At 33.8% G+C, this 25,327-nt stretch carries 23 protein-coding genes; 12 read left to right on the top strand and 11 right to left on the bottom strand.

Annotated features, from left to right (window positions below):
• Positions 1 to 8 precede the first annotated feature (8 nt).
• Positions 9 to 1,016 (bottom strand): amidohydrolase family protein, encoded by a 1,008-nt coding sequence (locus ERX46_RS04895; protein ID WP_207214123.1) that lies wholly within the window; start codon positions 1,014 to 1,016, stop codon positions 9 to 11.
• A 300-nt stretch (positions 1,017 to 1,316) separates the two neighbouring features.
• On the opposite strand from ERX46_RS04895, the gene ERX46_RS04890 reads away from it, so the two are divergent.
• The 7 genes from ERX46_RS04890 (at position 1,317) to ERX46_RS04860 (ending at position 9,467) form a co-directional block, all read left to right on the top strand.
• Positions 1,317 to 2,036 carry a hypothetical protein gene (locus ERX46_RS04890; protein WP_130092723.1) on the top strand — a complete coding sequence of 240 codons (720 nt, stop codon included), beginning with the start codon at positions 1,317 to 1,319 and terminating at the stop codon, positions 2,034 to 2,036.
• 4 nt (positions 2,037 to 2,040) lie between these two features.
• Positions 2,041 to 2,940, top strand: a complete 900-nt coding sequence (locus tag ERX46_RS04885) for an alpha/beta hydrolase (protein WP_130092722.1) — start codon at positions 2,041 to 2,043, stop codon at positions 2,938 to 2,940.
• Positions 2,941 to 3,023: 83 nt separating this feature from the next.
• Positions 3,024 to 5,717, top strand: a complete 2,694-nt coding sequence (locus ERX46_RS04880; RefSeq protein ID WP_165366154.1) for a T9SS type B sorting domain-containing protein — start codon at positions 3,024 to 3,026, stop codon at positions 5,715 to 5,717.
• A gap of 542 nt (positions 5,718 to 6,259) precedes the next feature.
• On the top strand, positions 6,260 to 6,925 hold the full coding sequence (locus tag ERX46_RS04875; RefSeq protein WP_130092720.1) for a metal-dependent transcriptional regulator: 666 nt from the start codon (positions 6,260 to 6,262) through the stop codon (positions 6,923 to 6,925).
• Positions 6,926 to 7,012: 87 nt separating this feature from the next.
• The gene (locus ERX46_RS04870) at positions 7,013 to 7,453 is read left to right on the top strand and encodes a peroxiredoxin family protein (protein WP_130092719.1); all 441 of its coding nucleotides are present in this window, start codon (positions 7,013 to 7,015) and stop codon (positions 7,451 to 7,453) included.
• A 111-nt stretch (positions 7,454 to 7,564) separates the two neighbouring features.
• The gene (locus ERX46_RS04865; RefSeq protein ID WP_130092718.1) at positions 7,565 to 8,524 is read left to right on the top strand and encodes a peptidoglycan DD-metalloendopeptidase family protein; all 960 of its coding nucleotides are present in this window, start codon (positions 7,565 to 7,567) and stop codon (positions 8,522 to 8,524) included.
• A 58-nt stretch (positions 8,525 to 8,582) separates the two neighbouring features.
• Complete coding sequence (locus tag ERX46_RS04860; protein ID WP_130092717.1) at positions 8,583 to 9,467, top strand: patatin-like phospholipase family protein; 885 nt, start codon at positions 8,583 to 8,585, stop codon at positions 9,465 to 9,467.
• 51 nt (positions 9,468 to 9,518) lie between these two features.
• Here ERX46_RS04860 and rlmD read toward each other — a convergent pair whose 3' ends face one another.
• From rlmD to ERX46_RS04835, 5 genes are all read right to left on the bottom strand, one after another.
• Positions 9,519 to 10,949, bottom strand: a complete 1,431-nt coding sequence (gene rlmD / locus ERX46_RS04855) for a 23S rRNA (uracil(1939)-C(5))-methyltransferase RlmD (RefSeq protein WP_130092716.1) — start codon at positions 10,947 to 10,949, stop codon at positions 9,519 to 9,521.
• 104 nt (positions 10,950 to 11,053) lie between these two features.
• Positions 11,054 to 11,830, bottom strand: a complete 777-nt coding sequence (lpxA, locus tag ERX46_RS04850; protein WP_130092715.1) for an acyl-ACP--UDP-N-acetylglucosamine O-acyltransferase — start codon at positions 11,828 to 11,830, stop codon at positions 11,054 to 11,056.
• A complete protein-coding gene (locus ERX46_RS04845) occupies positions 11,820 to 13,232 on the bottom strand; it encodes a bifunctional UDP-3-O-[3-hydroxymyristoyl] N-acetylglucosamine deacetylase/3-hydroxyacyl-ACP dehydratase (protein WP_130092714.1) in 1,413 nt (470 codons plus the stop codon). The genes lpxA and ERX46_RS04845 overlap by 11 nt, the downstream gene beginning before the upstream one ends.
• 28 nt (positions 13,233 to 13,260) lie before the next feature.
• Positions 13,261 to 14,289 (bottom strand): UDP-3-O-(3-hydroxymyristoyl)glucosamine N-acyltransferase, encoded by a 1,029-nt coding sequence (gene lpxD, locus ERX46_RS04840; protein WP_130092713.1) that lies wholly within the window; start codon positions 14,287 to 14,289, stop codon positions 13,261 to 13,263.
• A 100-nt stretch (positions 14,290 to 14,389) separates the two neighbouring features.
• A complete protein-coding gene (locus ERX46_RS04835; RefSeq protein WP_130092712.1) occupies positions 14,390 to 15,661 on the bottom strand; it encodes an HD domain-containing protein in 1,272 nt (423 codons plus the stop codon).
• 23 nt (positions 15,662 to 15,684) lie between these two features.
• On the opposite strand from ERX46_RS04835, the gene porX reads away from it, so the two are divergent.
• From porX to ERX46_RS04815, 4 genes are all read left to right on the top strand, one after another.
• Positions 15,685 to 17,229 carry a T9SS response regulator signal transducer PorX gene (gene porX / locus ERX46_RS04830; protein ID WP_130092711.1) on the top strand — a complete coding sequence of 515 codons (1,545 nt, stop codon included), beginning with the start codon at positions 15,685 to 15,687 and terminating at the stop codon, positions 17,227 to 17,229.
• Between the two features lie 72 nt (positions 17,230 to 17,301).
• Positions 17,302 to 17,718: a tRNA (adenosine(37)-N6)-threonylcarbamoyltransferase complex ATPase subunit type 1 TsaE gene (gene tsaE, locus ERX46_RS04825; RefSeq protein ID WP_130092710.1), complete on the top strand. Its 417-nt coding sequence runs from the start codon at positions 17,302 to 17,304 to the stop codon at positions 17,716 to 17,718.
• Positions 17,715 to 18,935 carry an alanine dehydrogenase gene (locus ERX46_RS04820; RefSeq protein WP_130092709.1) on the top strand — a complete coding sequence of 407 codons (1,221 nt, stop codon included), beginning with the start codon at positions 17,715 to 17,717 and terminating at the stop codon, positions 18,933 to 18,935. Before tsaE ends, ERX46_RS04820 begins: the two co-directional genes overlap by 4 nt.
• 271 nt (positions 18,936 to 19,206) lie before the next feature.
• Positions 19,207 to 19,908 carry a hypothetical protein gene (locus tag ERX46_RS04815; protein WP_130092708.1) on the top strand — a complete coding sequence of 234 codons (702 nt, stop codon included), beginning with the start codon at positions 19,207 to 19,209 and terminating at the stop codon, positions 19,906 to 19,908.
• A gap of 6 nt (positions 19,909 to 19,914) precedes the next feature.
• Here ERX46_RS04815 and ERX46_RS04810 read toward each other — a convergent pair whose 3' ends face one another.
• The 3 genes from ERX46_RS04810 to ERX46_RS04800 are packed head-to-tail and all read right to left on the bottom strand — an operon-like array spanning position 19,915 to position 22,466.
• Positions 19,915 to 20,517, bottom strand: coding sequence for a DUF1684 domain-containing protein (locus ERX46_RS04810; RefSeq protein ID WP_130092707.1), 603 nt, complete (start codon positions 20,515 to 20,517; stop codon positions 19,915 to 19,917).
• A gap of 42 nt (positions 20,518 to 20,559) precedes the next feature.
• Positions 20,560 to 21,225: a YggS family pyridoxal phosphate-dependent enzyme gene (locus ERX46_RS04805; protein ID WP_130092706.1), complete on the bottom strand. Its 666-nt coding sequence runs from the start codon at positions 21,223 to 21,225 to the stop codon at positions 20,560 to 20,562.
• Positions 21,222 to 22,466, bottom strand: a complete 1,245-nt coding sequence (locus ERX46_RS04800) for a DUF1015 domain-containing protein (RefSeq protein WP_130092705.1) — start codon at positions 22,464 to 22,466, stop codon at positions 21,222 to 21,224. Before ERX46_RS04800 ends, ERX46_RS04805 begins: the two co-directional genes overlap by 4 nt.
• A 705-nt stretch (positions 22,467 to 23,171) precedes the next feature.
• On the opposite strand from ERX46_RS04800, the gene rimO reads away from it, so the two are divergent.
• The gene (gene rimO / locus ERX46_RS04795) at positions 23,172 to 24,485 is read left to right on the top strand and encodes a 30S ribosomal protein S12 methylthiotransferase RimO (protein ID WP_130092704.1); all 1,314 of its coding nucleotides are present in this window, start codon (positions 23,172 to 23,174) and stop codon (positions 24,483 to 24,485) included.
• A 101-nt stretch (positions 24,486 to 24,586) separates the two neighbouring features.
• Here the strand turns inward: rimO and ERX46_RS04790 are convergent, their stop codons facing one another.
• Together ERX46_RS04790 and ERX46_RS04785 are read right to left on the bottom strand one after the other, a co-directional pair.
• Positions 24,587 to 24,985: a hypothetical protein gene (locus ERX46_RS04790; RefSeq protein ID WP_130092703.1), complete on the bottom strand. Its 399-nt coding sequence runs from the start codon at positions 24,983 to 24,985 to the stop codon at positions 24,587 to 24,589.
• A complete protein-coding gene (locus ERX46_RS04785) occupies positions 24,982 to 25,323 on the bottom strand; it encodes a hypothetical protein (RefSeq protein WP_130092702.1) in 342 nt (113 codons plus the stop codon). Before ERX46_RS04785 ends, ERX46_RS04790 begins: the two co-directional genes overlap by 4 nt.
• Between the last annotated feature and the right edge of the window lie 4 nt (positions 25,324 to 25,327).

Raw genomic sequence — 25,327 nt, 5'->3', positions numbered from 1 at the left:
ATATTCAATTAAATGTAGTTATTCTTATCTAATTTCAACCATTCTACCGTAGAATTTGCAAAAATATCTTCTTTCACTTGATTTGATAAATCACTGTCTTCAATAAATTTACCAATTTCAAGATCACCCAGAGGAAAAGGATAGTCTGACCCCAAACATATTTTCTTGCTTCCTTGCATTTTTAATAAATACTTCAACATGTCAATGTCGTGAGTAATGCAATCAATCCAAAACTTCCCGATATATTCTCTTGGATTAATTGGATTATCAATAGCCACCAAATCAGGTCTGCAGTTAAATCCATGCTCAACTCTACCTATTGTTGAAAGGAAAGAACCTCCAGCATGTGAAAAACATACACGTAATTCAGGTAAACGTTCTAAAGTTCCACTAAAAATTAATGAACAAGCTGCACGAGAAGTTTCTGCAGGCATTCCAACTAACCAAGGGAGCCAATATTTTTGCATATCATCAAAGCCCATCATATCCCACGGATGAATCATAACTGCCATTCCTAATCTTTCACAAGCTTCAAATATTGGAAAAAATCTTTCTTCACTTAAATTTAATCCATTGATGTTTGATCCAATTTGAATTCCTTTCATTCCTAGCTTAGCAATGCGCTCCAATTCTTGAATCGCTAACTCTGTGTCTTGCATAGGAATTGTTCCTAATCCAATATAGTGTTTTGGATAACGATCAACTAAATCTATGATGTGATCATTTAAAAATTCACTCACTTCCAATCCATCTTTTGGTTTGGCCCAATAAGAAAATAACACAGGAATGGTGCATACCACTTGAACCGAAGTATTAAATTCTTTATACTCATTAATACGTACATCTTCTTCCCAGCAGTTTTCTTTAATGGTTCTGAAATATTTACCACCTTGAATCATGTCTGCTTTTCCATCATCTCTTCCTTCTAAAAATATAAAATCACCATAACCAAATTTCTTTGTCCAATCTGGAAGTGTTTTAGGGATGATGTGGGTATGCATATCGATTTTCAACATAGTTTTTGTATTAAGGTTTTCTTTATATGAATATAATTAATTTCTATTTCTGGTTCAATATTTAATTCAAAACCGTTAATTCATGTTAAGGGTTTTTTATCAATTTCCTTCAAAATTAGGGCTTAGAATCTATTTAATCTGACAAAATACCAAAAATAAGCGGCAATCTCAATGAAAAAATCATAAATGCAAATTGTGCATTAAATTACATAATACTTAAAATTCTCATTCTATTTCAGAGAATTTATTGTAATTATTTGTCACCTTCCTAATATTGATAAAATTAGCTATTTTTGAATTATGAAATCAATTTTTAATTTCTTCCTTATAATAGGAGTTTTAATAGGTTTGAATTCTTGTGGTCCAGCAAGATTTGTTGAACCGCTCAGGAAATATCAAAATGCTATTGCATTGGATGTAGGTGGTCCTGTAATTAGTGTTCCTGATGTTGCGACTACACCGATTCCATTTTCATCAATTACGTATGGTCGAGGAATCACCAATAAATTAACTATTCACGGAAGTTGGTATACAACAGCTGCTATTTTTGGTGTTGCTCAAATAGGAGCAGGGGCAACTTATGGTATTTGGAAGAGTAAAAGAAATAAACATGGTATTTCAACAATGCTTGGTTTTAATACCGCCATTGATGTCTTTGAGAATAACTTTAAATTTTGGCCACAATTAGATGCGCATTATTATTTTAAATATAACCATAAACAAATAAATCAAGAAGACTTGTTGACCAGTGGCCGTAAAGTATCTAATCTGTTGTATTTCGGAGTGGGGACTTGGTATGAATTAGACCGAACAAAAGCCCATGGTGAAAGACAACAGACTTTAGTAATACCCATGCTTAATTTTGGACATGATTTAAATTGGAGTAGATGGACTTTAAAAACAGAGCTTAAATTGATCGCACCATTTACTTCAAATGAAAACCTAGTTGTTGATTATTTTAGTTTAACTGGAAAGAATGGAGCAACAGGAGTTTATTTAGGTTTAATCAGAAAATTTTAGTCAAATGAGAAAATTACTACCATTAGGTATCATTGGAATTCTATTTCTGTCAATAGGATGTAAAAAAAGACTGGACAGTTTTCTTTTTAATAATGATAATTCCATAACAGAATATAAATTAGACAGCTATGGCGGTGAATTAGCATTAAACCTTCCAATAGATTACCTTGTTCCAAATAGCGATATTCATTTATTTGAATATGAAATAATGGATGAAGGATCGAAATTAAAAGTATCTGCAATTTTCGTGGGTAATATTGATAAAATTAAAACGGATACAGTTATTCTATATTGTCATGGAAATAAAGACCACATGGATCATTATTGGCCTAGACAAAAACTGTTAAGTCATATAGGGGAGCAAGGAAGGTTTGGAGTTTTAATGTTTGATTATCCTGGCTTTGGTTTGTCACAAGGAATACCTTCAGAACAAAATGTATATGCTGCAACAAATGGAGCTATGAAGTGGTTACAAGAAAAAGAATTGACAGATGATAGATTAATCATTTACGGCTATTCTTTGGGTAGCGCTCCTGCAAGTAAGTCTGTTGGTGATAAACCTTTTGTTATGAATCCCAGTAAAATTATTTTAGAGGCTCCATTTGCGAGTAGTGAAGTTATGGTTCAAGATGCTTCAATTATCGGTATGCCTTCTTCGTATTTTGTAAATTCTAAAATTGATAATGCTGAACAAATAAAGAAATGTACTGTTCCTTTATATTGGCTTCATGGTGTAAATGATGATTTTTTAGCCATTGAAACACACGGAAGATTGGTGTATAATAATCACAAAGGAAATTGGAAAATGAAAAACGAAATGCAAGGCGCTGGACATACCGATGTGCCTCAATTTATGGGGTTAGAAATATACTCAGACAGTATTCTTTCCTTTATTACAAAATAATTTATTAATCTTTTCTATTTTAGACAACCATAAGCGTTGACAAAACGTTTTAACAATAATAAACCCGTAAAATGTTAGAAACTATGTTCAAGAATTTATTTATAGCCATATCTGTTTTGTTTGCTTCAGCAAGTGCTATGTCGCAGCAAACAGTCTGTTTGGGTAATGATATTTCTGTATGTGCAGGAACAAGCGTTCAAATTAGTAATTGTGGAGGATCTGTAATTGGAGGTACAGCAATTGTATTGCAAAATCCAACCACTGTTTCACTCTCTGATGATTCATGGTCTAGTGTGGTAAACATCGGTTTTTCATTTAGCTTTTACGGAACTACTTATACGCAATGTTTGATAGGATCAAACGGGGTAGTTACTTTTAATACTTCAAGTGCAAATGGTTCAAATGGTTGGAGTCTTGGTGGAACTGGACAATTACCAAATGGCAACAACAATAACACTAAAAATTCGGCGATGCTGTGTTATTCAGATATAAATCCAGCGTCTGGGGGTTCTGTTTTTTATAAAACAATTGGGACAGCGCCAAATAGAGAATTTTATGTTGTTTATGCGAATATTCCTATGTTCTCAGCTCAAGATTGTAACTATATGGCTCTTATTCTGTTTGAAGGAAGTAACAATATTGAATATCACATTTCAAATAAAACTTTAAATACTGGTTGGAATGGAGGTTTAGCCATTCAAGGTGTTCAAAACAATACTGGTACGGCTGCTACTATTACTCCTGGTAGGAATAATACGCAATGGTTAGCATTAAATGATGGACAGCTTTTTCAACCAACAAGTCCTACCAATACAGCCGCTTATGTGAATACTGTGATTCCTTCTAAAACTGTACTTTCTGGTAGCGCAACTTTTGGATGGCAAAACACTAATGGTCAAAACTTCCCTTACAATAATGGTACTTTAAATATACCAAGTGCAGCAACAGGTACAGTCGGTTATTTCTTAACAGTAACAGGAAGTAACTGTACTTCACAAGTAGGTGCTGTTTCTGATACAACATTTGTTACAGGCTTAACTTCTAGCGTTTCTGCCTCAAAAGTTGACGATATGTGTTCTGCGGGTATTGGAAGTGTAACAGCGACTCCAACATCAGGTATTGCTCCTTACACTTTTTTGTGGCCAGGTCTTGGAAACGCAACAACAGCAACTGTAAATAATGTATCAGCAGGTACTTATACCGTGCAAATGACTGATGGTAATGGATGTTCATCTTCTACAAACGTAGCAGTTGGTGATACACCAGCAACTTTCCCATCAAGTGTAACGCCTGTTTCTTGTCCTGGTGGAGCTGATGGAACTGCAACGGCAGAAATGTTACCAGTATTAGGAAACGTAACTTATTCTTGGAATGATCCAAACAATCAAACAACAAGTACAGCAACTGGATTAGCTGCTGGAACTTATGAATGTTTGGTTACATCAAGTATTGGTTGTTCAGAAACAGTTGTTGTAATTGTATCTGAAATTCCAGAAATGATTCTTCAAGTGGTAAATCAAGTAGATGTCACTTGTAATAGCGGAAATGATGGAATAGCTGAAATATTAATTACAGATGGAACTGCACCTTATTTTTACTCTTGGACAGGTTCTAATTCAAACACTGAATTATCTGATGATTTATCCTTTGGAGTAACTACAGTTACTGTTTTAGATGCTAAAGCTTGTGTTGTAACAGAAGATATTAGCATAGGTCAACCAACAGCGTTATCAATAGCTCAAATGTCACAGGATACAGTAATATGTATAGGCGATTCAGTTCGACTTTATGCTCAAGGTGCAGGTGGAAGTAGTCCATATATTTATAATTGGTCTAAAAACAATCAAGGTGTAGGTAATGGAAGTGAGATTTATGTAACTCCTAGTGGACCATTGACGGAGTATTGTCTAGTTTTAAGTGAGCAATGTAGTTCACCAATGGCAGACGCTTGTGTTACTGTTAAATATCCGGATGAAGTAAATCCTAGTTTAGTTCCAGATAAAACGGGTGAGTGTTTCCCAATTGAAGTAACTTTTGATAATACAACAAATACTACTGAAATAGTAAGTTATACAATCTGGACTTACTCGGATGGAGAAAAAGATACAGTTCCAGGAGAAAATCCTGTAGTTCATGAATTTGGAGAAGGAATTTTTGGAATTGATATGGAAGTTGTTACAAATAGAGGGTGTAGTTATAAAAAGTCATTCCCTAATCTTATTGAAGGGTTCCCTTATCCAGAAGCAAGTTTTTATGTTAATCCAAACCCAGCTTCTATCTTTGAACCTAAAGTAACGGCTTACAGCCAATCTGGTAGTGATGTTTTGAGTACTAAATGGTTTGCTGAAGGAGCAAAACCAGATTATTCTTCAATTCAGAATCCGACTTTTAAATACTCAAACGAGATACAAAACTATCCTTTAATACTTGTCGTTGAAAATGGATACGGTTGTACAGATACATTGCAGAAATTAGTAAGAATTGAAAACGAGGTATTGATTTTTTCTCCAAATACTTTTACACCTGATGGTGATGGTTTGAATGATACTTGGAAAGTTCAAATTCAAGGAATCGATATTCAAAACTTCCAACTAGAAATATTTAATAGATGGGGTGAAAAAGTATTCGAATCATTAGATCCAGATGGAGAATGGGCCGGAACTTATGGTGATGGTAGAATTGTGAAAGAAGGTGCTTACGTATGGATAATTAAAGCGCATGACTTCGAGAATGATAATAAATATGAATTTAACGGTACTGTGACAATCTTAAAATAATTTAGCTTATAGAACCAACAGAAAAACGACCGTTAGCAATAACGGTCGTTTTTGTTTTAAGAAGTCTTTCCAAGAAAACTCCAAATACTGCATTATGCTCACTTCGACATTTCGACAAGCACAGTCACCGAAGAGTAATCCGTTGACTAGCCTGTCGAAGGCAATGCAGGCAAATGGAAAAACGTTTTGAAAAGAATGAAAATAAGAGCAAAATAATTAAGTTATATCTTAGTATGCTCAATGCAACGCAAGCTCTGCGCAGGTGTTTTAATTTGCAGTCCCTTCTGCAAGCATACTTCGATAAGCTCTCCGCAACGCTGCACAATGAAGAGCAGCATTTATAAAGATAAACTCCTGATAATTAATGTTTGGTAGAGATTATCTTTGAATTTTTCTTATCAAAGTCTTAAAAATCATTGGTTTTCTTGCGGACACTAAGCATTTTCTTAAAATTAGTTTGTAATTTCATTAAGATTGAAATTGACATTTTTTAGATAAAACTAAATAAGTATTTATATTTGTACATCATTTAATTATGCCAAATGGATTACTTAACACAAAGTGAGGAAAACTACATTAAAGCTATTTATTACTTACAAAAAGTTTTAGACAAACCTGTTGGAACAAATGATTTGGCTAGTAGAATGGATACGAAAGCGAGTTCTGTTACAGATATGGTAAAACGACTGTCTGAAAAATCGTTGATTATCTATGAAAAATACAAAGGTTGCGAATTAACTGAAACAGGTGAAGGAGCAGCTTTGAAAACGATTAGAAAACACAGACTTTGGGAAACATTTTTAGTTGAGAAATTAAACTTTGGATGGGAAGAAGTACATGAAATCGCAGAGCAATTAGAGCATATTCAATCTGTTAAATTAACCAATCGATTAGATGAGTTTTTAGATTTCCCGAAATTTGATCCGCATGGAGATCCTATTCCTGATCAAAACGGTGCATTTGTACTAAGAGAAGAAACCTATAAATTAATTGACTTGGAAGTAGATGTTCCTGCAATTGTAATCGGTGTAGCAGATAATTCGGCATCTTTTCTAAAATATCTTGACAAACATGGTATTCAATTGGGTATTACTGTAAAAGTTAAAGACCGTTTTGAATTTGATCATTCAACAGAAGTTCTTTTGAACGGAAAAGAATTGAATCTTTCTGCAGAAGCATCTTCAAAGATTACGGTGCAAGTTAAATAGTTGTTCATTCTTTTTTATAATTATTAGGTAACAAAACTCACCTTTTAAGATGAGTTAAAAGACTAACTTCGCAGGAAAAATAGGACAATGATATTTCCAGATATAGAATTAATAGATCTCAAAGAAGAGACACATTCTCTAACTTCTTTAATTCAGAAGAATAAATTGAATTTGATTCTTTTTTACAATACAAATTGTTTGGGTTGCACAGGAAGAGCGATACCATTGGCTTATAAATTACATCAACAACATTCTTTTTTGGCTTTAACTGTCATTCACTCCAATTTTAGAAAAACATCTTTCTCAGGAGGTGAGGTGTTATCTGTTTTTACTGATCAAGAAAGTCCGATCCCAATCTACAGAGAGTCAAACCATGAGTTGTATGACTTTTTTCAGTGTGAAGGAACACCTCATTGGGTTTTAATGAATGATAAACAAGAGGTCCTATATTCTTTCTTTGGTTCGCAAGATGGAGCGCAAATGAAACTGCAATATGCCATTGAAGAGTTTGCAAATGAGTTTTCATAAATCTTCTGTTTACAACTTTTAACATAAATTAAATTTTCCGATTACATTTAGTTCTAAATTTGTTTCATTAATTTCAATCTAATTTTAAGATTGAGAAATATTTACACATTAATGAAGATTCTTTTTTTAGTAACTGTTCTTTTAGCAATAGTTAACCCTTTATCTGCTCAGTCAGTAAAAGACACGATTGATTCTCCTAACGGGAAAATCTTAATGTATGATAATCACACATGGGAATACCTTGATGATTTAGCCTTTGATGGTGTATTGAATGAACTTGTTCACGATTACTTCTCAAATGACTCGTTATTGAATTATCAGTGGCCATGGGACAGTGAATTATGCTATTCTTCTAACAAATCAAACGATTTATCATTAATGAAGGATACACTATGGCTGTGTATAACGGATTCAATATACTCTGATTTTGTAATGCCTTTCAATGGTAAAGTAACTTCAAGATACGGTTATAGAAGAGGTCGCTACCACAATGGAATTGATATTGATTTAAACACTGGAGATTCTGTAGTTGCTGCATTTGATGGAAAAGTTAGATATTCTAAATTTAATAAATCAGGTTTCGGAAACTTAGTAATTATTCGTCACTACAACGGATTAGAAACTTTCTATGCGCATTTATCTGAATTAACTGTTGTTCCAAATCAATTTGTTAAAGCTGGTGATTTAATAGGTTTAGGTGGAAATACTGGGAATTCTTACGGTTCACACCTGCATTTTGAAACACGTTTCTATGATGCTCCAATGAATCCTGAAGAGTTTATTGATTTTAAGAATAAGAAAATTAGAGATGAGAATTTGTTCGTGCACAACGGCTTGTTTAGACCAGGTGCTTCTCCAAGTCATTCACCAAATAACTTAACTGCTTCAACAGGACATACAATGGCAGCTTCTTCTGCAAAGGTTTCTGAAGCTTATTACCGTGTTAGAAGTGGTGATACTTTAGGGCATATTGCTAGTCGTAACAGAACTACTGTTAGTAAGTTATGTCGATTAAATAATATCAAACCTTCAACTACTTTAAAAATTGGTAGAAGACTTAGGGTAAGGTAGATTGAGTATCTCAAAAATTTCTATAGGTTTTTAGTTTACTTTTATTTATCTTAATAAAATGCAAATCAATAAAAGAAAGCTAAAAGTTATTGTTTCAATTGATGGTGGAGGAATAAGGGGTGTTTTACCGCTTTTAATTCTTAATCATATTGAAACATTGATCAAACAAAACGATCTTGGAGACAGCCTTAGCAGTAATATTGATTTAATTGCTGGAACCTCAACTGGTGCAATTATTTCAGCTGGATTAATTGTAAAAGAAGATAATAAGAACCTTTATTCAATTGATGATTTGTTGGCTCTTTATACATTGAGAGGTCCACAATTATTTAATTTATCTAGTCCGTCAAATGAAAAATCGGAAGGACTTAGACTTGTTCTCAAAAGACGCTTTAAAGACATTTTACTCTCGGATTTAGAATCCCATTATGCCTTTGTAAGTTATGACAAGACCACAAAGCTTCCCTTTGTATTTGGAAGGAATAGGAGTGAGTTATCAACCGTTGCACTAAGTACCGCTTTGGCTGCTTGTAGCGCAGTTCCTGGATATTTTTCTCCTGTAAAAATCAATGAACTCGAATTGATAGATGGAATTATGGCTGCAAAGAATCCTTCTGAAATTGCATTTAATCATTCAAAGACTTATTATCCTGATGAAGCATACTTATTGCTAAGCTTCGGAACAGGTCAGCTAACAGGAGAAATGTATGACGATATAGAAAAGGATGTAGATGCAGTGGATCATTTATTGATTGAAACGGCTAAGTCAAATGATAATTTAATCTACTACAGATTTCAGCCAGATATTTTGACAGCAATGCCACAAATGGACAATGCAACACCTGAAAACATTGAAAAACTTGTAGCTGATGGCAAATCCTATATTGATCAAAATAAAGCCTTATTTGAACGTTTAATTATGGATTGGAAAAAGCATAAATAAAAAAAGCCACTCTTTAAGGAGCAGCTTTTATAAATCGATATATAAAATATTTTATCTTTCAAATAATCCAATAGCCTCAATATGGCTAGTATGTGGAAATTGATCAACTAAACTAATTTTCTTTGTCTTGTATCCATATTCTTCAAGTGTTTTGATGTCTCTTGCTTGAGTTGAAGGATTACATGAAATGTAAACTATTCTTTCAGCTCCCAATTGAATCACTTTAAGCAATGTTTTTGGCGCTATTCCAGCTCTAGGAGGATCTAGTACAATTGTGTCAATTTTTCCTTCGTAATCTGGATAAGCTTTTAAGAATTTACCCACATCCGCTGCATAAAATTCAACTCCACTGATGTTATTTCTTTTCGCATTTCTTTTGGCATCAGAAATCGCTTCTGCAACAATATCAACTCCAATGATTTTTGTGTCCTCAGTGCGCTGCGTCAATAGCTGACCAATTGTTCCAGTTCCGCAGAATAAGTCCATCACGACTTTCCCTTTTAATGAGCGATTTCCTTCAAAAACATAATCCAATGCTTTATTGTATAAACGTTCAGCACTTTTTGGGTTGGTTTGGAAAAAACTTTCCATGCTTATTTCGAAGAATAATCCATTGAGTTCTTCGATGACATGATCTTTACCGAAAGCTAAAACACAATCGCCATTTTCAATTTTGGCTCTGTCTGCTACATTATTGTTAATTGTATGTTGGAAGCCTGCAATTCTGTCGCCCATTTTCTCTTTCAAGAATTCAGCAACAGAATGAAGATCAAAGTTTTCAATTCCTTCAGATGAAGTAACAAGATTAATCAATAATTTATCTTCATGGAAAGATTTACGGACTACGATATGTCTAAAGAATCCATCTTTTCTTGGTGGATGCCATGCTGGTAAACCTGTTTTAAATAAGAATTCTCTAAATTCTTTTAAGAAGTTTTCCCATTGCTCATCAAATAAACCAGAAGCTTTGTTTAAGCTTTCTACTTTCCACCATGTTCCGCGGTGCTTAAACCCTAGTGCAAATGCATCATCTATTTCTTCATCTGTATGGATGTCATGTTCAATACTTGAAAATGAATATTCCATTTTATTTCTGTAATGATAATGATCTGGTGAAGGTATAAATTCATCAAATATTTCATCAATGTTCTGAAGATTCGCTAGTCTGCGGTAAACTTCTAAAGTCACCTTTTCTTTTTGTTCTTCTTGAATAGTTGGAGGAACATGAATGTAAGGTGCACCACTAATTTCTTGATATTCTGAGATAATTTCTTGAGGAGATCTTTCCAAAACCTTCAATAAACTACATTCAGCGTGTTTTTTTCTTTTTTTGGTTACTCTTGCTAATACTTTTTGACCTGGAAAAGAATTCTGAACGAAGAGTATAAATGCACCGTTATCATCGTGAATACGAGCAATTCCTTGACCACCAAAAGCTAAATTTTCAATAGTTAGTTCTATTGTTTCACCGCGTTTTACCAATTGAATATGAAGTTTAATATGATTATTTGGTATCTGAATTTAAAATTACTTATCAAGTTCAGACACTTAATTTATTGTTATGTATTGTCTTAGAAGAAGAATAATTACATCAATCCTCGAATAATTCCTTTTTCACTGCTTTTCACGAAATCAATCACCAAAGTTTTTAATCTATGATCTGGCATTTCAGTTTCCAAACATTGTAAACCGTTGGAAATATTATTATTTTGAATAAAAAGAATTCTGTAAATATCTTCAATAACTTTAATGTCGTTGTCTGAGAAGTCTCTTCTGCGTAAACCAACAGCGTTAATTCCTGCATAACTCAATGGTTCACGTGCTGCACGAACGAAAGGAGGAACGTTTTTACGAATTAAACTAGCTCCGGCTATAAATGAATGTGCTCCGATATGAACAAATTGCTGTGCTGCAGCCTTGCCTTCAATAATTGCATAATCATCTATGGTAACATGGCCAGATAAACCAACATAATTCGCTAAAATCACATTGTTTCCTAAAGTACAATCATGCGCTACGTGCACATATCCCATTAGTAAACAATTATCACCAACAGAAGTTTTCATTTTATCTGTGGTACCTCTGTGAATTGTTACACATTCACGTATCGTAGTATTGTTTCCAATTTCTACAGTTGTGTATTCTCCCCCAAACTTTAAATCTTGTGGAACAGCACCAATCACAGCGCCAGGATAAATTTTACAATTGTTTCCAATTCTTGTTCCAGGATATATGGTAACATTTGGACCAATGTGACAGCCATCGCCAATAGTAACATCTTCATAAATAGATGTAAAGGCTTCAACGGTTACATCGGTTCCTATCTTAGCTTCAGAGGAAACAGACGCTAGATTACTGATCATTTTCTACTTTATCTTTAATTACTTGTGCTAACATTTCAGCTTCTACAGCTAATATTCCGTTAATATAACCTTTTCCACCCATATTTACTAGACCACGTCTCATAGGAGATAATAATTTCAATTCAAAAACTATTGTATCACCAGGAATTACCTTTTGTTTAAACTTAACATTATCAATTTTCATGAAATAAGTCGAGTAGAGGTGTGGTTCATCTACTTTACTTAAAGCGAAAATTCCACCACATTGTGCCATTGCTTCAACTTGCAAAACACCCGGGAAAATAGGGTTTCCTGGAAAATGTCCTGTGAATTGTGGCTCATTCATCGTGATATTCTTTACTCCAACAATTGTGTCTTCAGTAATTTCCATCACTTTATCCACCAATAAGAATGGATAACGATGTGGAAGCATTTTCTCAATATCGTTGATGTTATATAATGGTTCCTTCGTTAAATCAAATTTACGTGGAGCATTTTTCTGTTTCTTGATTTGATCTTTCAATACTTTAGCGAAACGCGTATTTCCGGAGTGACCTGGACGTGCAGCTAAAATATGCGCTTTAATTGGCTTACCTACCAAAGCTAAATCTCCAACGATATCAAGCAATTTATGACGTGCTGGCTCATTTTGGAATTTCATTTGGTAGTTGTTCAAAGTACCAATTCCTTGAGGCTTAATTTTTAAAGCCTCTTTGCCTAATATTTTTGCTAAATGATCTAATTCCTCTTGCTTTACGTCATCACGCTCAACTAAAATGATTGCATTATCGATGTCTCCACCTTTAATCAATCCATTTTTTGCTAAAAACTCTAGTTCACGCAAGAATACAAATGTCTTACAAGTAGAAATTTGCTCCTTAAATTCACCAATCTTATATATCGTAGCGTGCTGTGTTCCTAAAACTGGTGAATTATAATCAACCATTACAGTTAATCTATATTCACTGTCTGGAACAGCTAAAAATTCAATTCCTTTTTCGGTGTCTTCCCATGGAATAACTTCATCCAATATAAGGTATTCTCTAATTGCTTTTTGTTCTTCGTAACCTACAGATTCGATCGCTTGAACGAAAGGGTAAGAACTTCCGTCCATAATTGGAATCTCTGGACCAGAAATTTTTATCAGTGCATTATCGACTTGCATTCCATACAAAGCTGCCAAAACATGCTCAGTTGTATAAACTTTAGCACCATTTTGTTCTAATGTTGTACCTCTTTCAGTTGAAACAACTAAATCTGCATCTGCATCAATAGTAGGTTCGCCTTCGATGTCGATACGTTGGAATTTGTATCCGTAATTGTCTGGAGCTGGACATAATTCTATTGTCACTTTTTCACCAGTGTGTAATCCTACACCGACAAGCTTTACAGCACTTTTTAATGTTCTTTGATTCTCAATCATATCTTAATAATATCCGATTCGGGTAATTTTATTTAAGTTTTTCTTCTATTTCTTGTAAACGTTTCAATATTAAAGGTAATCTTCTAAAACCAACAAATGATTTTTTAAAGTCATCCATTGGAATGGCAGGAGAGCCCATTAATACAGTATTTGGCTTTTTCACACTTCCTGGAATTCCTGACTGTGCTACAATCTGTGTTCCATCAGAAATTTTGATATGTCCACTAATTCCAACTTGTCCTCCTATAAGAACACCTTTACCAATCTTTGTAGATCCAGCAACTCCAGCTTGTGCAGCCATTGCAGAATTAATTCCAATTTCAACGTTATGTGCAATTTGAACTAAATTATCAATTTTCACACCTCTGCGTAATATAGTTGAACCCAATGTAGCTCTATCTATAGTAGCGTTTGCTCCAACGTCTACATGATCTTCTAATATAACATTTCCAATTTGAGGAACTTTTTGAAATTCACCTTTTTCGTTAGGCGCAAATCCAAATCCATCTGATCCAATTACTGCTCCTGCATGAATTAAGCATGATTTTCCAATCACACAGTCATGATAAATAGAAACATTTGGATGAATTGTAGTATTGTCTCCAACTTTCACATTGTCTCCAATATAAGAATTGGGATAAATCCGTACGTTATCACCAATAACAGCATTCTCACCAATGTAAGCATTTGCACCAATATAAACTTCGTTCCCCACTTTCGCAGATTCAGAAATAAATGCATTTCTTTCAATTTGAGGAGCTTTTTGGTTCATTTGGTCGTAGACCTCCAGTAATTTCGCAAAACAACTATATGGATCTTCAACTTTTACCAAGGTAAGGGTAGAAGGTAGTTCTTTCGTTGGATTGAAAGTTTTGGCAACAATTGCAATAGAAGCATTTGTGTTATAAATATGAGGTTCGTACTTCATATTTGATAAAAAGGTAAGAGTATTGGGTTGACCTTCTTCAATTTTAGAGAGGCCAGATACCATAACTTGTCCATTACCATGAACTTCACCCTCCAAGATGCCCGCAATTTGTTCTGCTGAAAATTCCATTCTTCAAAAATATAAAAAGAGTTTGTTCAAAACCCTTTGATTCGCTTTATTTTTCCACAATTCAACTTTAATAGGTGATTTAAACACCTATTTCCATACTTTAATTCATCTTATGCGAGGGATAACATAAAAAATATTTTTCAACAGGTTCCGACAAAGCATGAATATTCAAATTATCAGCCGCCAAACTTATATCTTTTACACTTCCATCTTTCATCAATAAATTAATGTTTTCCTTTTGTTCATTATATGCATTGTTTCTTAAAACGTCGGTATGTACAAAATAGTTTGCATCTTCTTGATTTAAACCAAAATTATTTATGACTAGATCTACTTCATATTGAATGCGTTCTTTTGAAAAAGCTTCAGTTGAGATTTCAATTTTAAATAACTTTCTATTAATTAATTGTTCCGCCAACAATGAAAGTACTTTATCTTCATTGAATTGCCAAACTTTAACAGCTCCCATTATATCGAAATCATCTATCAAAGCAAATTGGTCCAACAAACCTTTATCTTTCTCAAAATCAGCTAATCCAATATCTCTTTCTAAAAACAACCTAAAGGCTGGACTTGCAAATAGATCTTTACCTGATTGAACTAAAGTTTTCGCTCTGCGCAGTATATAAGTTAACATCACTTCTGATGAAACCACCGTTTTATGCATGTAAACTTGCCAATACATTAGCCTGCGAGCAACCAAAAATTTCTCAATAGAATAAACTCCTTTTTGTTCAACAACCAATTGATTGTCTACAACATCAAGCATGGCAATTATTCTATCACTTCCGATTACTCCTTCAGAAACTCCAGTGTAAAAACTGTCTCTGTTCAAATAATCCATTCTGTCCATGTCTAATTGGCTAGAAACCAATTGATGTAAGAATGATTTTGGATATTTATCTTCAAAAATCTCAATGGCTAAGTCTAACTTGCCTTTAAATTCTGTTGATAAGCGTTTCATAAACAATAAAGAAATTTCTTCATGGCTTACATTCTTCACAATATCTCTTTCTAGCGTATGACTAAATGGACCATGTCCAATATCATGTAACAAAATCGCAATTAAAACAGCTGTTTCTTCCTCTTCGGTAACTTCAATTCCTTTATAACGTAAAGCATGAATTGCTTTGGTCATCAAATGAGTAGCACCAAGGGCATGATGAAATCGCGTATGCAAAGCTCCAGGATATACCAAATGAGACATTCCCAATTGCTTGATTCTTCTCAATCTTTGGTAAAACGGATGTTCTATTAAATCGAAAATTATATCCTTCGGTAGGGAAATAAAACCATACACCGGGTCGTTAATAATTTTCTTCTTGTTAATTATGTTGAGGTTTGGACGCAAATCTTTACTTTTATAAATCATACAAATTTAAAAATAATCAGACAATGCAGGTGAAAATTCTTTGGGCAGATGACGAAATCGATTTATTAAAACCACATATTATATTCTTAACTCAGAAAGGATACGAGGTGGAGGCCGTTCATAGTGGAGGCGAAGCAATTGAAAAATGTGAGGAAACAGCTTATGATATCGTCTTTTTAGATGAAAATATGCCTGGAATTTCTGGATTGGATGCTTTGGCGAGAATTAAAGAACTGCGTCCAATGGTTCCCGTGGTGATGATCACCAAAAGTGAGGAGGAGAGCATCATGGAAGAAGCAATTGGCGGAAAAATCGCTGATTATTTAATTAAACCAGTAAATCCGAATCAAATTCTTTTGAGTTTGAAGAAGAATCTTGATCAATCTAAGTTGGTTTCTGAAAAGATAAATACCAACTATCAAAGAGAATTTAGACAGATTGGGATGGATTTAGGCGATCGCTTGAATGCAGAGGAATGGAGTGCAATGTATAAGAAACTGGTCAATTGGGATTTAGAATTCTCAAAAATGGAAGACCAGGGAATGCAAGAAATATTCGATATGCAATTGAAGGAAGCCAATTCTTCATTCTCTAAATTTATTGAAGAAAATTATTTAGATTGGTTGAATGGAGTGGAACAAGCACCACAAATGTTGCACACACTATTTAAGGATAGAGTTGCGCCACATTTAAAAGAACCTGTTTATTTATTGGTCGTTGATAATTTACGCTACGATCAATATCAAGTTTTACGTCCGGCGTTGAGTAAATATTTTTCTTTTGATAAAGAAGATATTGTTTATTCGATTTTACCGACAGCGACTCAGTATGCGAGAAATGCATTTTTTGCGGGATTAATGCCTAGCGAAATAAAAAAGAAATATCCAGACCTTTGGGTAGGTGAGGACGAAGAAGGTGGTAAAAACAACCACGAGGAAGAATTGTTGAACAAGCAATTGAAACGTCTTGGAAGTGATGTAAAAGTTGGATATAGAAAAATCACCAATTTAGAAGCAGGAAAGAAACTCTATGAAAACTTCAATCAATTAAAGAATAATGACTTAAATGTGATTGTTTACAATTTTGTAGACATGCTCTCTCATGCCCGAACAGATATGAAGGTAATTCGAGAATTGGCTGATGATGAAGCTGCATACCGTTCATTGACTTCAAGCTGGTTTGATCATTCTCCATTGCAAGATATCATGAAAGAGATTGCTAAAACAGGAGCAAAGGTGATTTTGACAACAGACCATGGGACAATAAAAGTAAATAATGCAATTAAAATTGTTGGACCAAGGGAGACGAATACCAATTTGCGTTATAAAATTGGAAAGAACTTAAATTACAAGGAAAAAGAGGTTTTCGAAGTTAAAAATCCTGATGAAGCCTATTTACCAAAGGACAATATTTCAGATAATTATGTGTTCAGTAGAAACAATGATTTCTTTGTTTACCCTAATAATTACAATCATTATTCTAAGTTCTATAATGATACTTTTCAGCATGGTGGAATCTCATTAGAAGAGATTTTAATTCCTTTTGTTGAGATGAGAGGAAAAAAATAGGTTTTACAATTTGAATACGAAGCCGCTAATTTAGTATCTTCGTATTCTTTTTTTTATGAAACTCCTCTTTATATGAAGTTTTACGCCAGAACAGAAGAAGATTTAATTAGTGTTAGCACAGAATTTCTTGATTTAATGCAGGAATACAAATGCTTTGCTTTTAAAGGAGAAATGGGTGTCGGGAAAACCACTTTTATTTCTTATCTTGCTAAAGCAATGGGAATTGTGGATCAAGTAAGTTCCCCAACCTATGGTTATGTTAATGAATATGAAAGTCCATTCTATGGAAAGGTTTATCATTTTGATTTATATAGAATTGAAAGTGAAGACGAAGCCTATGATATTGGAATTGAGGAATATATTTATGGTGACAACATAGTCTTAATGGAGTGGGCGGAAAATATTGAGAACCTTTTACCTGAAGATTGCGTATGGGTAAATATTACTAAGAATGATCATGAAGGTCGGGAGATTGAAGTAGATATATGAAGACAGATCCAGAGATTTTAAAAAGCTTAATGAAAGAGGGAAGGTTACTTCCACAAGAGGAAATGTTGGAAATTGCCCGTAAAAAAGGCAGTCTCAAAATTGGGATTCCAAGAGAATATTCATTTCAAGAACGCCGTGTAGCACTTGTTCCAGAGGCTGTATCGCTATTGGTTGCCAATGGACATGATATTAAAATCGAGACCAAAGCAGGTGAAAACGCCAATTTCTCGGATCGTGCTTACTCTGAAGCAGGAGCTGAAATCGTTTACGACAGAAAAGAAGTGTTCCAATGTGATATTGTGTTTAAAGTTTCTCCTCCAATTGAGGAAGAAGTAGATATGATGGGAATGGGTCAAACTTTAATTTCTGCACTTCAAATCAGTTTACAGCCAAAACAGATTTTGCAGAAAATGATGCAAAAGAAGATCACTGCAATTGCTTGGGATTATATGCGTGACGATGAAGGTCATTTTCCTGTTGTGAGTGCAATGGGAGAAATTGCTGGAAATACATCTATTCATATCGCAGCCGAATTGCTCAATGCTTTTAAGAATGGTAAAGGAGTAATGTTGGGCGGTATTGCAGGAGTTCAGCCAACAGAAGTTGTAATTCTAGGTGCTGGAACTGTTGGTGAATTTGCCGCACGTTCTGCATTGGGATTGGGATGTTCTGTGAAGGTTTTTGATAATTCTTTGGGTAAATTAAGAAGATTACAAACAGCTATCGGACATAGAATTTACACTTCGATTATTCAACCAAAAGTTTTGAGTAAAGCTTTAATGAGAGCGGATGTTGTAATTGGTGCTGTACGTTCTCCATTTGGAAAAACACCGTGTATCGTTTCCGAAGAAATGGTGAGTAACATGAAAACGGGTGCTATAATTATAGATGTTAGCATTGATCAAGGGGGTTGTTTTGAAACTTCAGAATTAACCAATCACGAATCGCCTACTTTCGATAAATATGGTGTAACTCATTATTGTGTTCCTAATATTGCTTCTCGTGTTTCAAGAACGGCATCTTTTGCAATCTCAAATATTTTTGCACCTGTTTTAATTAAAATGGGAGAAAAAGGAGGTGACAAAGAGTTGATAAAAAGAGATCACGGATTCAGAAGTGGAGTCTATATGTATAAAGGAACATTGACAAGTGAAGTGCTTGGAAAAATATTTGACCTTAATTATAAAGAAATCGAGCTTTTATTAATGGGAATGTAAGGTTATACCACATTTACCGAGTTCGGGTTTGTATTTATACTAAGTACTTGTGTCCATAGCTATCATTATGTAATTCCTCTGCAGCTTATTAATTGAAAAACGAAAGTTATATTGATAAATACTTTGGTTATAGAATTCAATTAGTTTCCATTAAAATAGTGGTGGAACAATTTTTTTATTTCATTGAATTAAAAGATAATTCAGATTCTTATGCGCCATTTGATAAACATGTTGGTAATCCTCCTATTTTTGCATTTTAATATACGTGATTATGCAAGGAATTTGGAAAAGGCTTAGATATTATTTGATCGGATTTCTTATCGGAACAATTTTCGTTAGTATTCTTTTTAAAGACCGTGGTTGTTCTTGGACACCTGCTAATAGAGTAAAAAACTCCATTCAAGATAAAATCATTGTTTTTCCAGAGGATCAGATTGTTTCATTGAAAGCACTTGGATTAAATAAAGACAACATCTATAAGTTTCTGGTAAATGGAGATGTAGATTTTTCAAACAGTCTAAAAGATAAATTCCCGAAGGTATATATAATTGAAGAAAACGATTCTATAGACAAGCGTTTACAATTTTCGTTGTACGAAGACAGTTACATAACTATCGTTCATGCCTTGAAAAAAGAAGAAAAACCACAACGTTATGAACACCTTGATGGCTGGGGAGAAATGATACGTTTACCGAAAGATTCTGCTTTAGTTTTTATCGATAAATCAAATTATTCTCAGTGTAAAGCCAGGGGATTAGCAACAAAAGATCAACAAGAAATCATCAAGGCTATGAAAACAACAGGAAGAGTTGATTTTTCAAAAAGTGATTTGATGTTAACAAAAGCTGTTCAGCAAATTCAGTTTATTCAAAATGATACATTAGAAGTCAACGCCAAGACAATTTGGTTCGAATCTAGAATTACATTCAAAGATTTCGATTGGGATTATAAATTGGATTGTGAAACGGAATAGGGGTGCCTACAACGTTTTATCAGGATTCATAATCCCAGCATTCACCTTCACATCAATGTGATTTTCTTTTGGTGTAATAGGACAGGAATAACGATAAGAATAAACACAATAAGGATTGTAAGTCTTATTAAAATCAACGCTTACTGTTTTATCTTTGATAGACATCTCTAGGTCTAAATATCTTCCTCCACCATAAGTGATTTCTGGTGCATTAGCATCCACAAAAGGGACGAATACATAGTTTTTATATTCTTCAGCTGTCAAACCTAAATTTTTATAAACTGCTAATTTGAATTTTTCATTGTCTTTTTCAAAATGAAGATAGCCTATTCTTTGGTATTTTGGAGTTCTACTTGTGGTAGTTGGCATGTCAAAAATCTTACCTTTTTTCTTCTTAAACTTTGCCGTTAAAACCCAAGATGAGTCGATAGGAAAGTGATTCAGCTTTTCAATTGATTGCTGTTCTTCTTTATTTATAATTGAATCTGTTTGTAATAATTTATGCTCAAAATTATCTCTTTCTATTTGAATAGAATCTAAATAATAGTTTTGAGCATTAACAACTCCTAAGGATAAGAAAAATAATGCAGCCAATAAGTTTAACTTCATAGCAGTGTTTTTATACGTTTATTGTAGAATATCTAAATTAATCTAAGTATTTCTTTCACCGAAAATAGTACTTCCAATTCTTACCATGCTACTTCCTTCTTCAATGGCAATATCATAATCACCGCTCATTCCCATTGAAACTATAGAGAAGGTCTCGTTAAATTTAAAGAAATGACTTTTAAAAACATTGAAATAATTATTTAATGTTCTGAATTCATCTTGTACTTGTTCTTTGTTATCAGTAAATGTCGCCATTCCCATAACTCCACGAACATTTATGTTTTCAAGTTCTACAAAATCACCACTCTCCAACATTTCTTTGGCTTCATCAAAGGTGAAACCAGATTTGGTGTCTTCTTGTGCAATATGAAATTGAATCAAAATGTCAATAATACGATCTTCATTTTTGGCGCGTTTATTAATTTCTTTGAGTAATTTAAAATTGTCCACTCCATGAATTAAAGTAACAAAAGGAGCAATATATTTAACTTTTTTGGTTTGTAAATTACCAATCATGTGCCACTCAATATCTTTAGGTAGCGCTTCGTATTTATCGACCAGTTCTTGTACACGATTTTCTCCAAAAATACGTTGACCAGTTGCGTAAGCTTCTAAAATAGCCTCGTTGGGCTTAGTTTTGGAAACAGCAACCAGTGTAACATCTGTTGGAAGGTTAGCTTTTACTTTTAATAAATTCTCTGAAATCATTCGTCTATTCTATAAATTGTTAAGCCACTGCGCATTTTTGGTTCAATGTATGTTGACTTTGGTGGCATAATCGCATTTTCGTCAGCAACTGCTTTGAGTTGTTCCATTGTTACTGGATACAATAAGAAACCTACTTGATTAACACCAGAATTTACGGAATGTTCTATGGCTAGAATTCCGTCTTCACCGCTTTGAAAAGAAATATTTTCATCTGTTGTTAAATCATGAATTCCTAAAACAGGGGAGAGGATATAACGTGTTAATATTTCAGCATCAATGCTACTCACTGCATCTAATTTACTGTGCATGTCCGTCCTTAAACGAAGTCTATACCAAGTTCTGTCGATAAACATATGAATATCATGTAACTGCTCTGGCGGTTTTGGTCTTTTTAATTCTTTTACTTCGAAGTGACTCTCCACCAAATTCAATAGACTGCTTTTTGAATGGCCGTTTAAAGTATTACATAAACGATTAAAAGGCATGATGTTCAATCTTTCTTCATCTATGAAAAAGCTCAAGAAAGAATTGTAATTTTTTTCTTTAGAATAATCGCCTTTTGCAGCAATTAAATCATGTAATCGAACTGAAGAAGCTGACCTGTGATGACCATCCGCAATGTAACAAGTTTCGATATTTGCATAAGCATCTTGAATTAGTTTTACTTCTTCTTGAGTGGTAATCCATAACTCATGGGTTGACTCATCTGTAGTAGCGAATTCATATTCTGGACGTTTCTCAACAATTTTCGAAAGAACTAAATCTAGTTCCTCACTTTTTTTGTGGCTCAATAGTACCGGTTCAGCATTAAAACCAACTATGTCAAGGTAATTTGTGAACATAGCCTCTCTTGAAGCCAATGTTGCTTCATGCTTTTTGATTTTATTGTCTTTGTATTCTTGAATACTCGCCCCACCAATTACACCTAAGTACGAATGATTTGGAGTGGATTGTCTGTAGACATAAAAAGCTTCTTCTTCATCTTGTTGCAGAATTCCTCTTTCCGCAAACTCTTCGTACTTGTCCTTTACCTTTAGAAAACGCTCTATTGTATTGGGCAAAGTTCTGGTATTGTCATTTTCAAAAAATTCTGGGTGAATTATATGAATAAATGAAAAAGGATTAGATTCCAGCTTTGCTTCAAGAATTGAATTTTTGTAAGTAGAAACAGCACGAGAAGCTACTAAATGAGCTTTGCTTCGAACAGGACGAATTGCTTTAAAAGCTTTAATTTTTGTCATAGTTTATGAATTTCATAATTGTATTGCAAGCAATGACAACAAAGATATAAATTTGTTTGAATCACTGGTAATTTATCCATTTTAGTAAAAAAGATATGGCTCTATATGAAATACTGTGGGTAATCAATTTTAATCCTTCGAAAAATTAATAGTTCTACTACGAATTTAACTGTAACCTATACGAGTTGTATTTTAAAGTATTTATCAAAATTGTCATTTCATTTTCACAAACAAGCATATGATGGTCTGTATTCCAGCTGGTTAGTCCCGGAGTAACGGCATATTAATAGCCAAGGACGTAAGTCCTTGGTTTAAAACAAATAGATATAAAACATAACCCCACAAAATCGACATAATTGCATGCAATTAGGTCGATTTTGTGGGGTTATGTTTCGGATTGTATCGTTTGACGGAAGGGCTTTAGCCCATCCCTATTAATATGTCGTCCCTCTGGGATTTTTGAATTATAAATACTTAAATAACAAAGGCTTATCAAATTTAGCCAATTGTGTTTTAAAAGAAAAATTCCATTTAAGTAAAAGCAGAACCAAATTGACAATCTTTTGGCTTCAATTAAAATCATAGATTTTAAATCTACCCACACAAAATCATATAGAGCCAAAAAAGATATGAATAGTTTTATTGTTTATCATTCTTTTTATAACGGATTGCTTGTAAATCTTTTTTAAGCTGTAACTTTGCGGCATGAAGACAAAAACGCTGAAGAAAAACAAAGTGAATGTTGTCACTTTAGGGTGTTCAAAGAATATATATGACTCTGAGGTGCTAATGGCACAATTGAAAGCAAATAAATTTGATGTTGAGCATGAGGCAAAGCAAGATGATTCCGAGATTGTAATTATCAATACATGTGGATTTATCGATAACGCAAAACAAGAATCAATTGATACTATTTTACGTTATGCACAAGCAAAAAAAGATGGTCAAGTTGATAAAGTATACGTTACAGGTTGCTTATCTCAACGCTACAAAGACGAATTAGAAAAAGAGATTCCAGAGGTTGATGCTTATTTCGGTACACGTGAATTGCCACGTATGTTGAAAACATTAAAAGCGGATTATAAGCATGAGTTGGTTGGAGAACGTTTATTAACAACTCCTTCTCACTATGCATACTTTAAGATTGCAGAAGGTTGCGATCGTCCATGTTCATTCTGTGCTATTCCAATTATGCGTGGTGCTCACCGTTCAACTCCTATTGAGGAATTGGTAAAGCAAGCACAAAGTTTAGCTGCAAAAGGGGTGAAAGAATTAATGTTAATCGCACAAGATTTAACTTATTACGGATTAGATTTATATAAGAAACGTGCTTTAGCTGAATTGGTTGACCGTTTAGCTGATGTGGAAGGAATAGAATGGATTAAATTACATTATGCTTTCCCTACAGGTTTCCCAATGGATGTTTTGGATGTAATGAGAGAGAGAAGTAATGTTTGTAATTACTTAGATATGCCATTGCAACATGGATCAACGAATATGTTGAAAGCCATGAGAAGAGGTACAACGCGTGAAAAGACAGAAAAACTAATTTCTGATATTCGTGATAGAGTTCCTGGAATTGCAATCAGAACGACATTAATAGCTGGTTACCCTGGAGAAACAGAGGCAGATTTTGATGAAATGTATGACTGGGTTGAGAAATCTAGATTTGAACGTTTAGGGATTTTTACGTACTCACACGAAGAAAATACACATGCTCATAAATTTGAGGATAATGTCTCAGCAGCTTTAAAACGTGAACGTGCCGATACGATCATGGAATTACAATCTGGAATCAGTTACGATTTAAACCAAAAACATATTGGTCAAGTAAGAAAAGTATTGTTTGATAGAGCAGAAGGGGAATATTTCATTGGAAGAACAGAGTTTGACTCTCCAGAAGTGGACAACGAAGTTTTAATCAAAGCAAAAGATAACTATGTAAGAATTGGTGACTTTGCACCGATCTTAATTACGTCAGCGGATCATTATGATTTATATGGTAATTTGGCAGAATGATATTTTTGTTGAAACGCAGTATTTGACGTTACCTTGCAAATAATTATAAAAACAAAAAAGGCGCAATAGTATTGCGCCTTTTTTGTTTGAGAAATAATATTTTATTTCTTCAACTTTTCAATGTTTTGGTCTATGAATTCAGAAACTGCATCGGTAACTGCGATTTTGTTACCGATATAGATTTGGTCAGCATAACTTTTAACGATAAGTTTCCAATCTATACCTTCATCCTTTTCATCTTTGCTTGTGAGCAACTTATCTGACACTTTATTATACAAGAAGTCTAACGATAAACCTACCAAGTATTTCTTTAATTTGAAATCGCCTGAAAAGCTTTGATTATCTTCTTTTTCTACTTTCTTTTCCAAGAAACTAAATAAGTTACTCGGCTTTAAATAGGATTTGATGTTTTCTTCAATAAAGTCTTTTGACAACTGAATTTCTGTTTCAATGCGCTCTTCTTCTAAGAGTAATTCCTTATAGCTCTTTATTGTATTCATAATTTCTTAGTCATTATACGTGTGAAACCATTGAGTAAATAACGGAGTGTGTACTTATTGAAGATACGCATTAAAATAATAGCTAGAAAGGGAAGCGCTCCAACAATTAAGAAACCTAGTGTATAGCTTTCTAATAAACCACCTAAGTAGATTGCCAAAGCAAAACCAAAGAAAGATAAACCTGTCATTATTAGAATAATTTTCAAGAATCCATAGGTAGCGTTAGCTAAAACCCCAGTAATCTTCTTAATTCCTTTAATTTTTAGCAAAGTCAAAGTAGACTTTAATAGTCGTTTAACTTCATCTATACCTTCTTCAGTAGTCTTATTTTCCCTCATAGTC

The sequence above is a fragment of the Brumimicrobium glaciale genome (assembly GCF_004152935.1).
Lineage (GTDB): Bacteria > Bacteroidota > Bacteroidia > Flavobacteriales_D > Crocinitomicaceae > Brumimicrobium > Brumimicrobium glaciale.
Note: the sequence above shows the minus strand (reverse complement) of the source record. Positions and strands in the feature narration are given on the sequence as shown.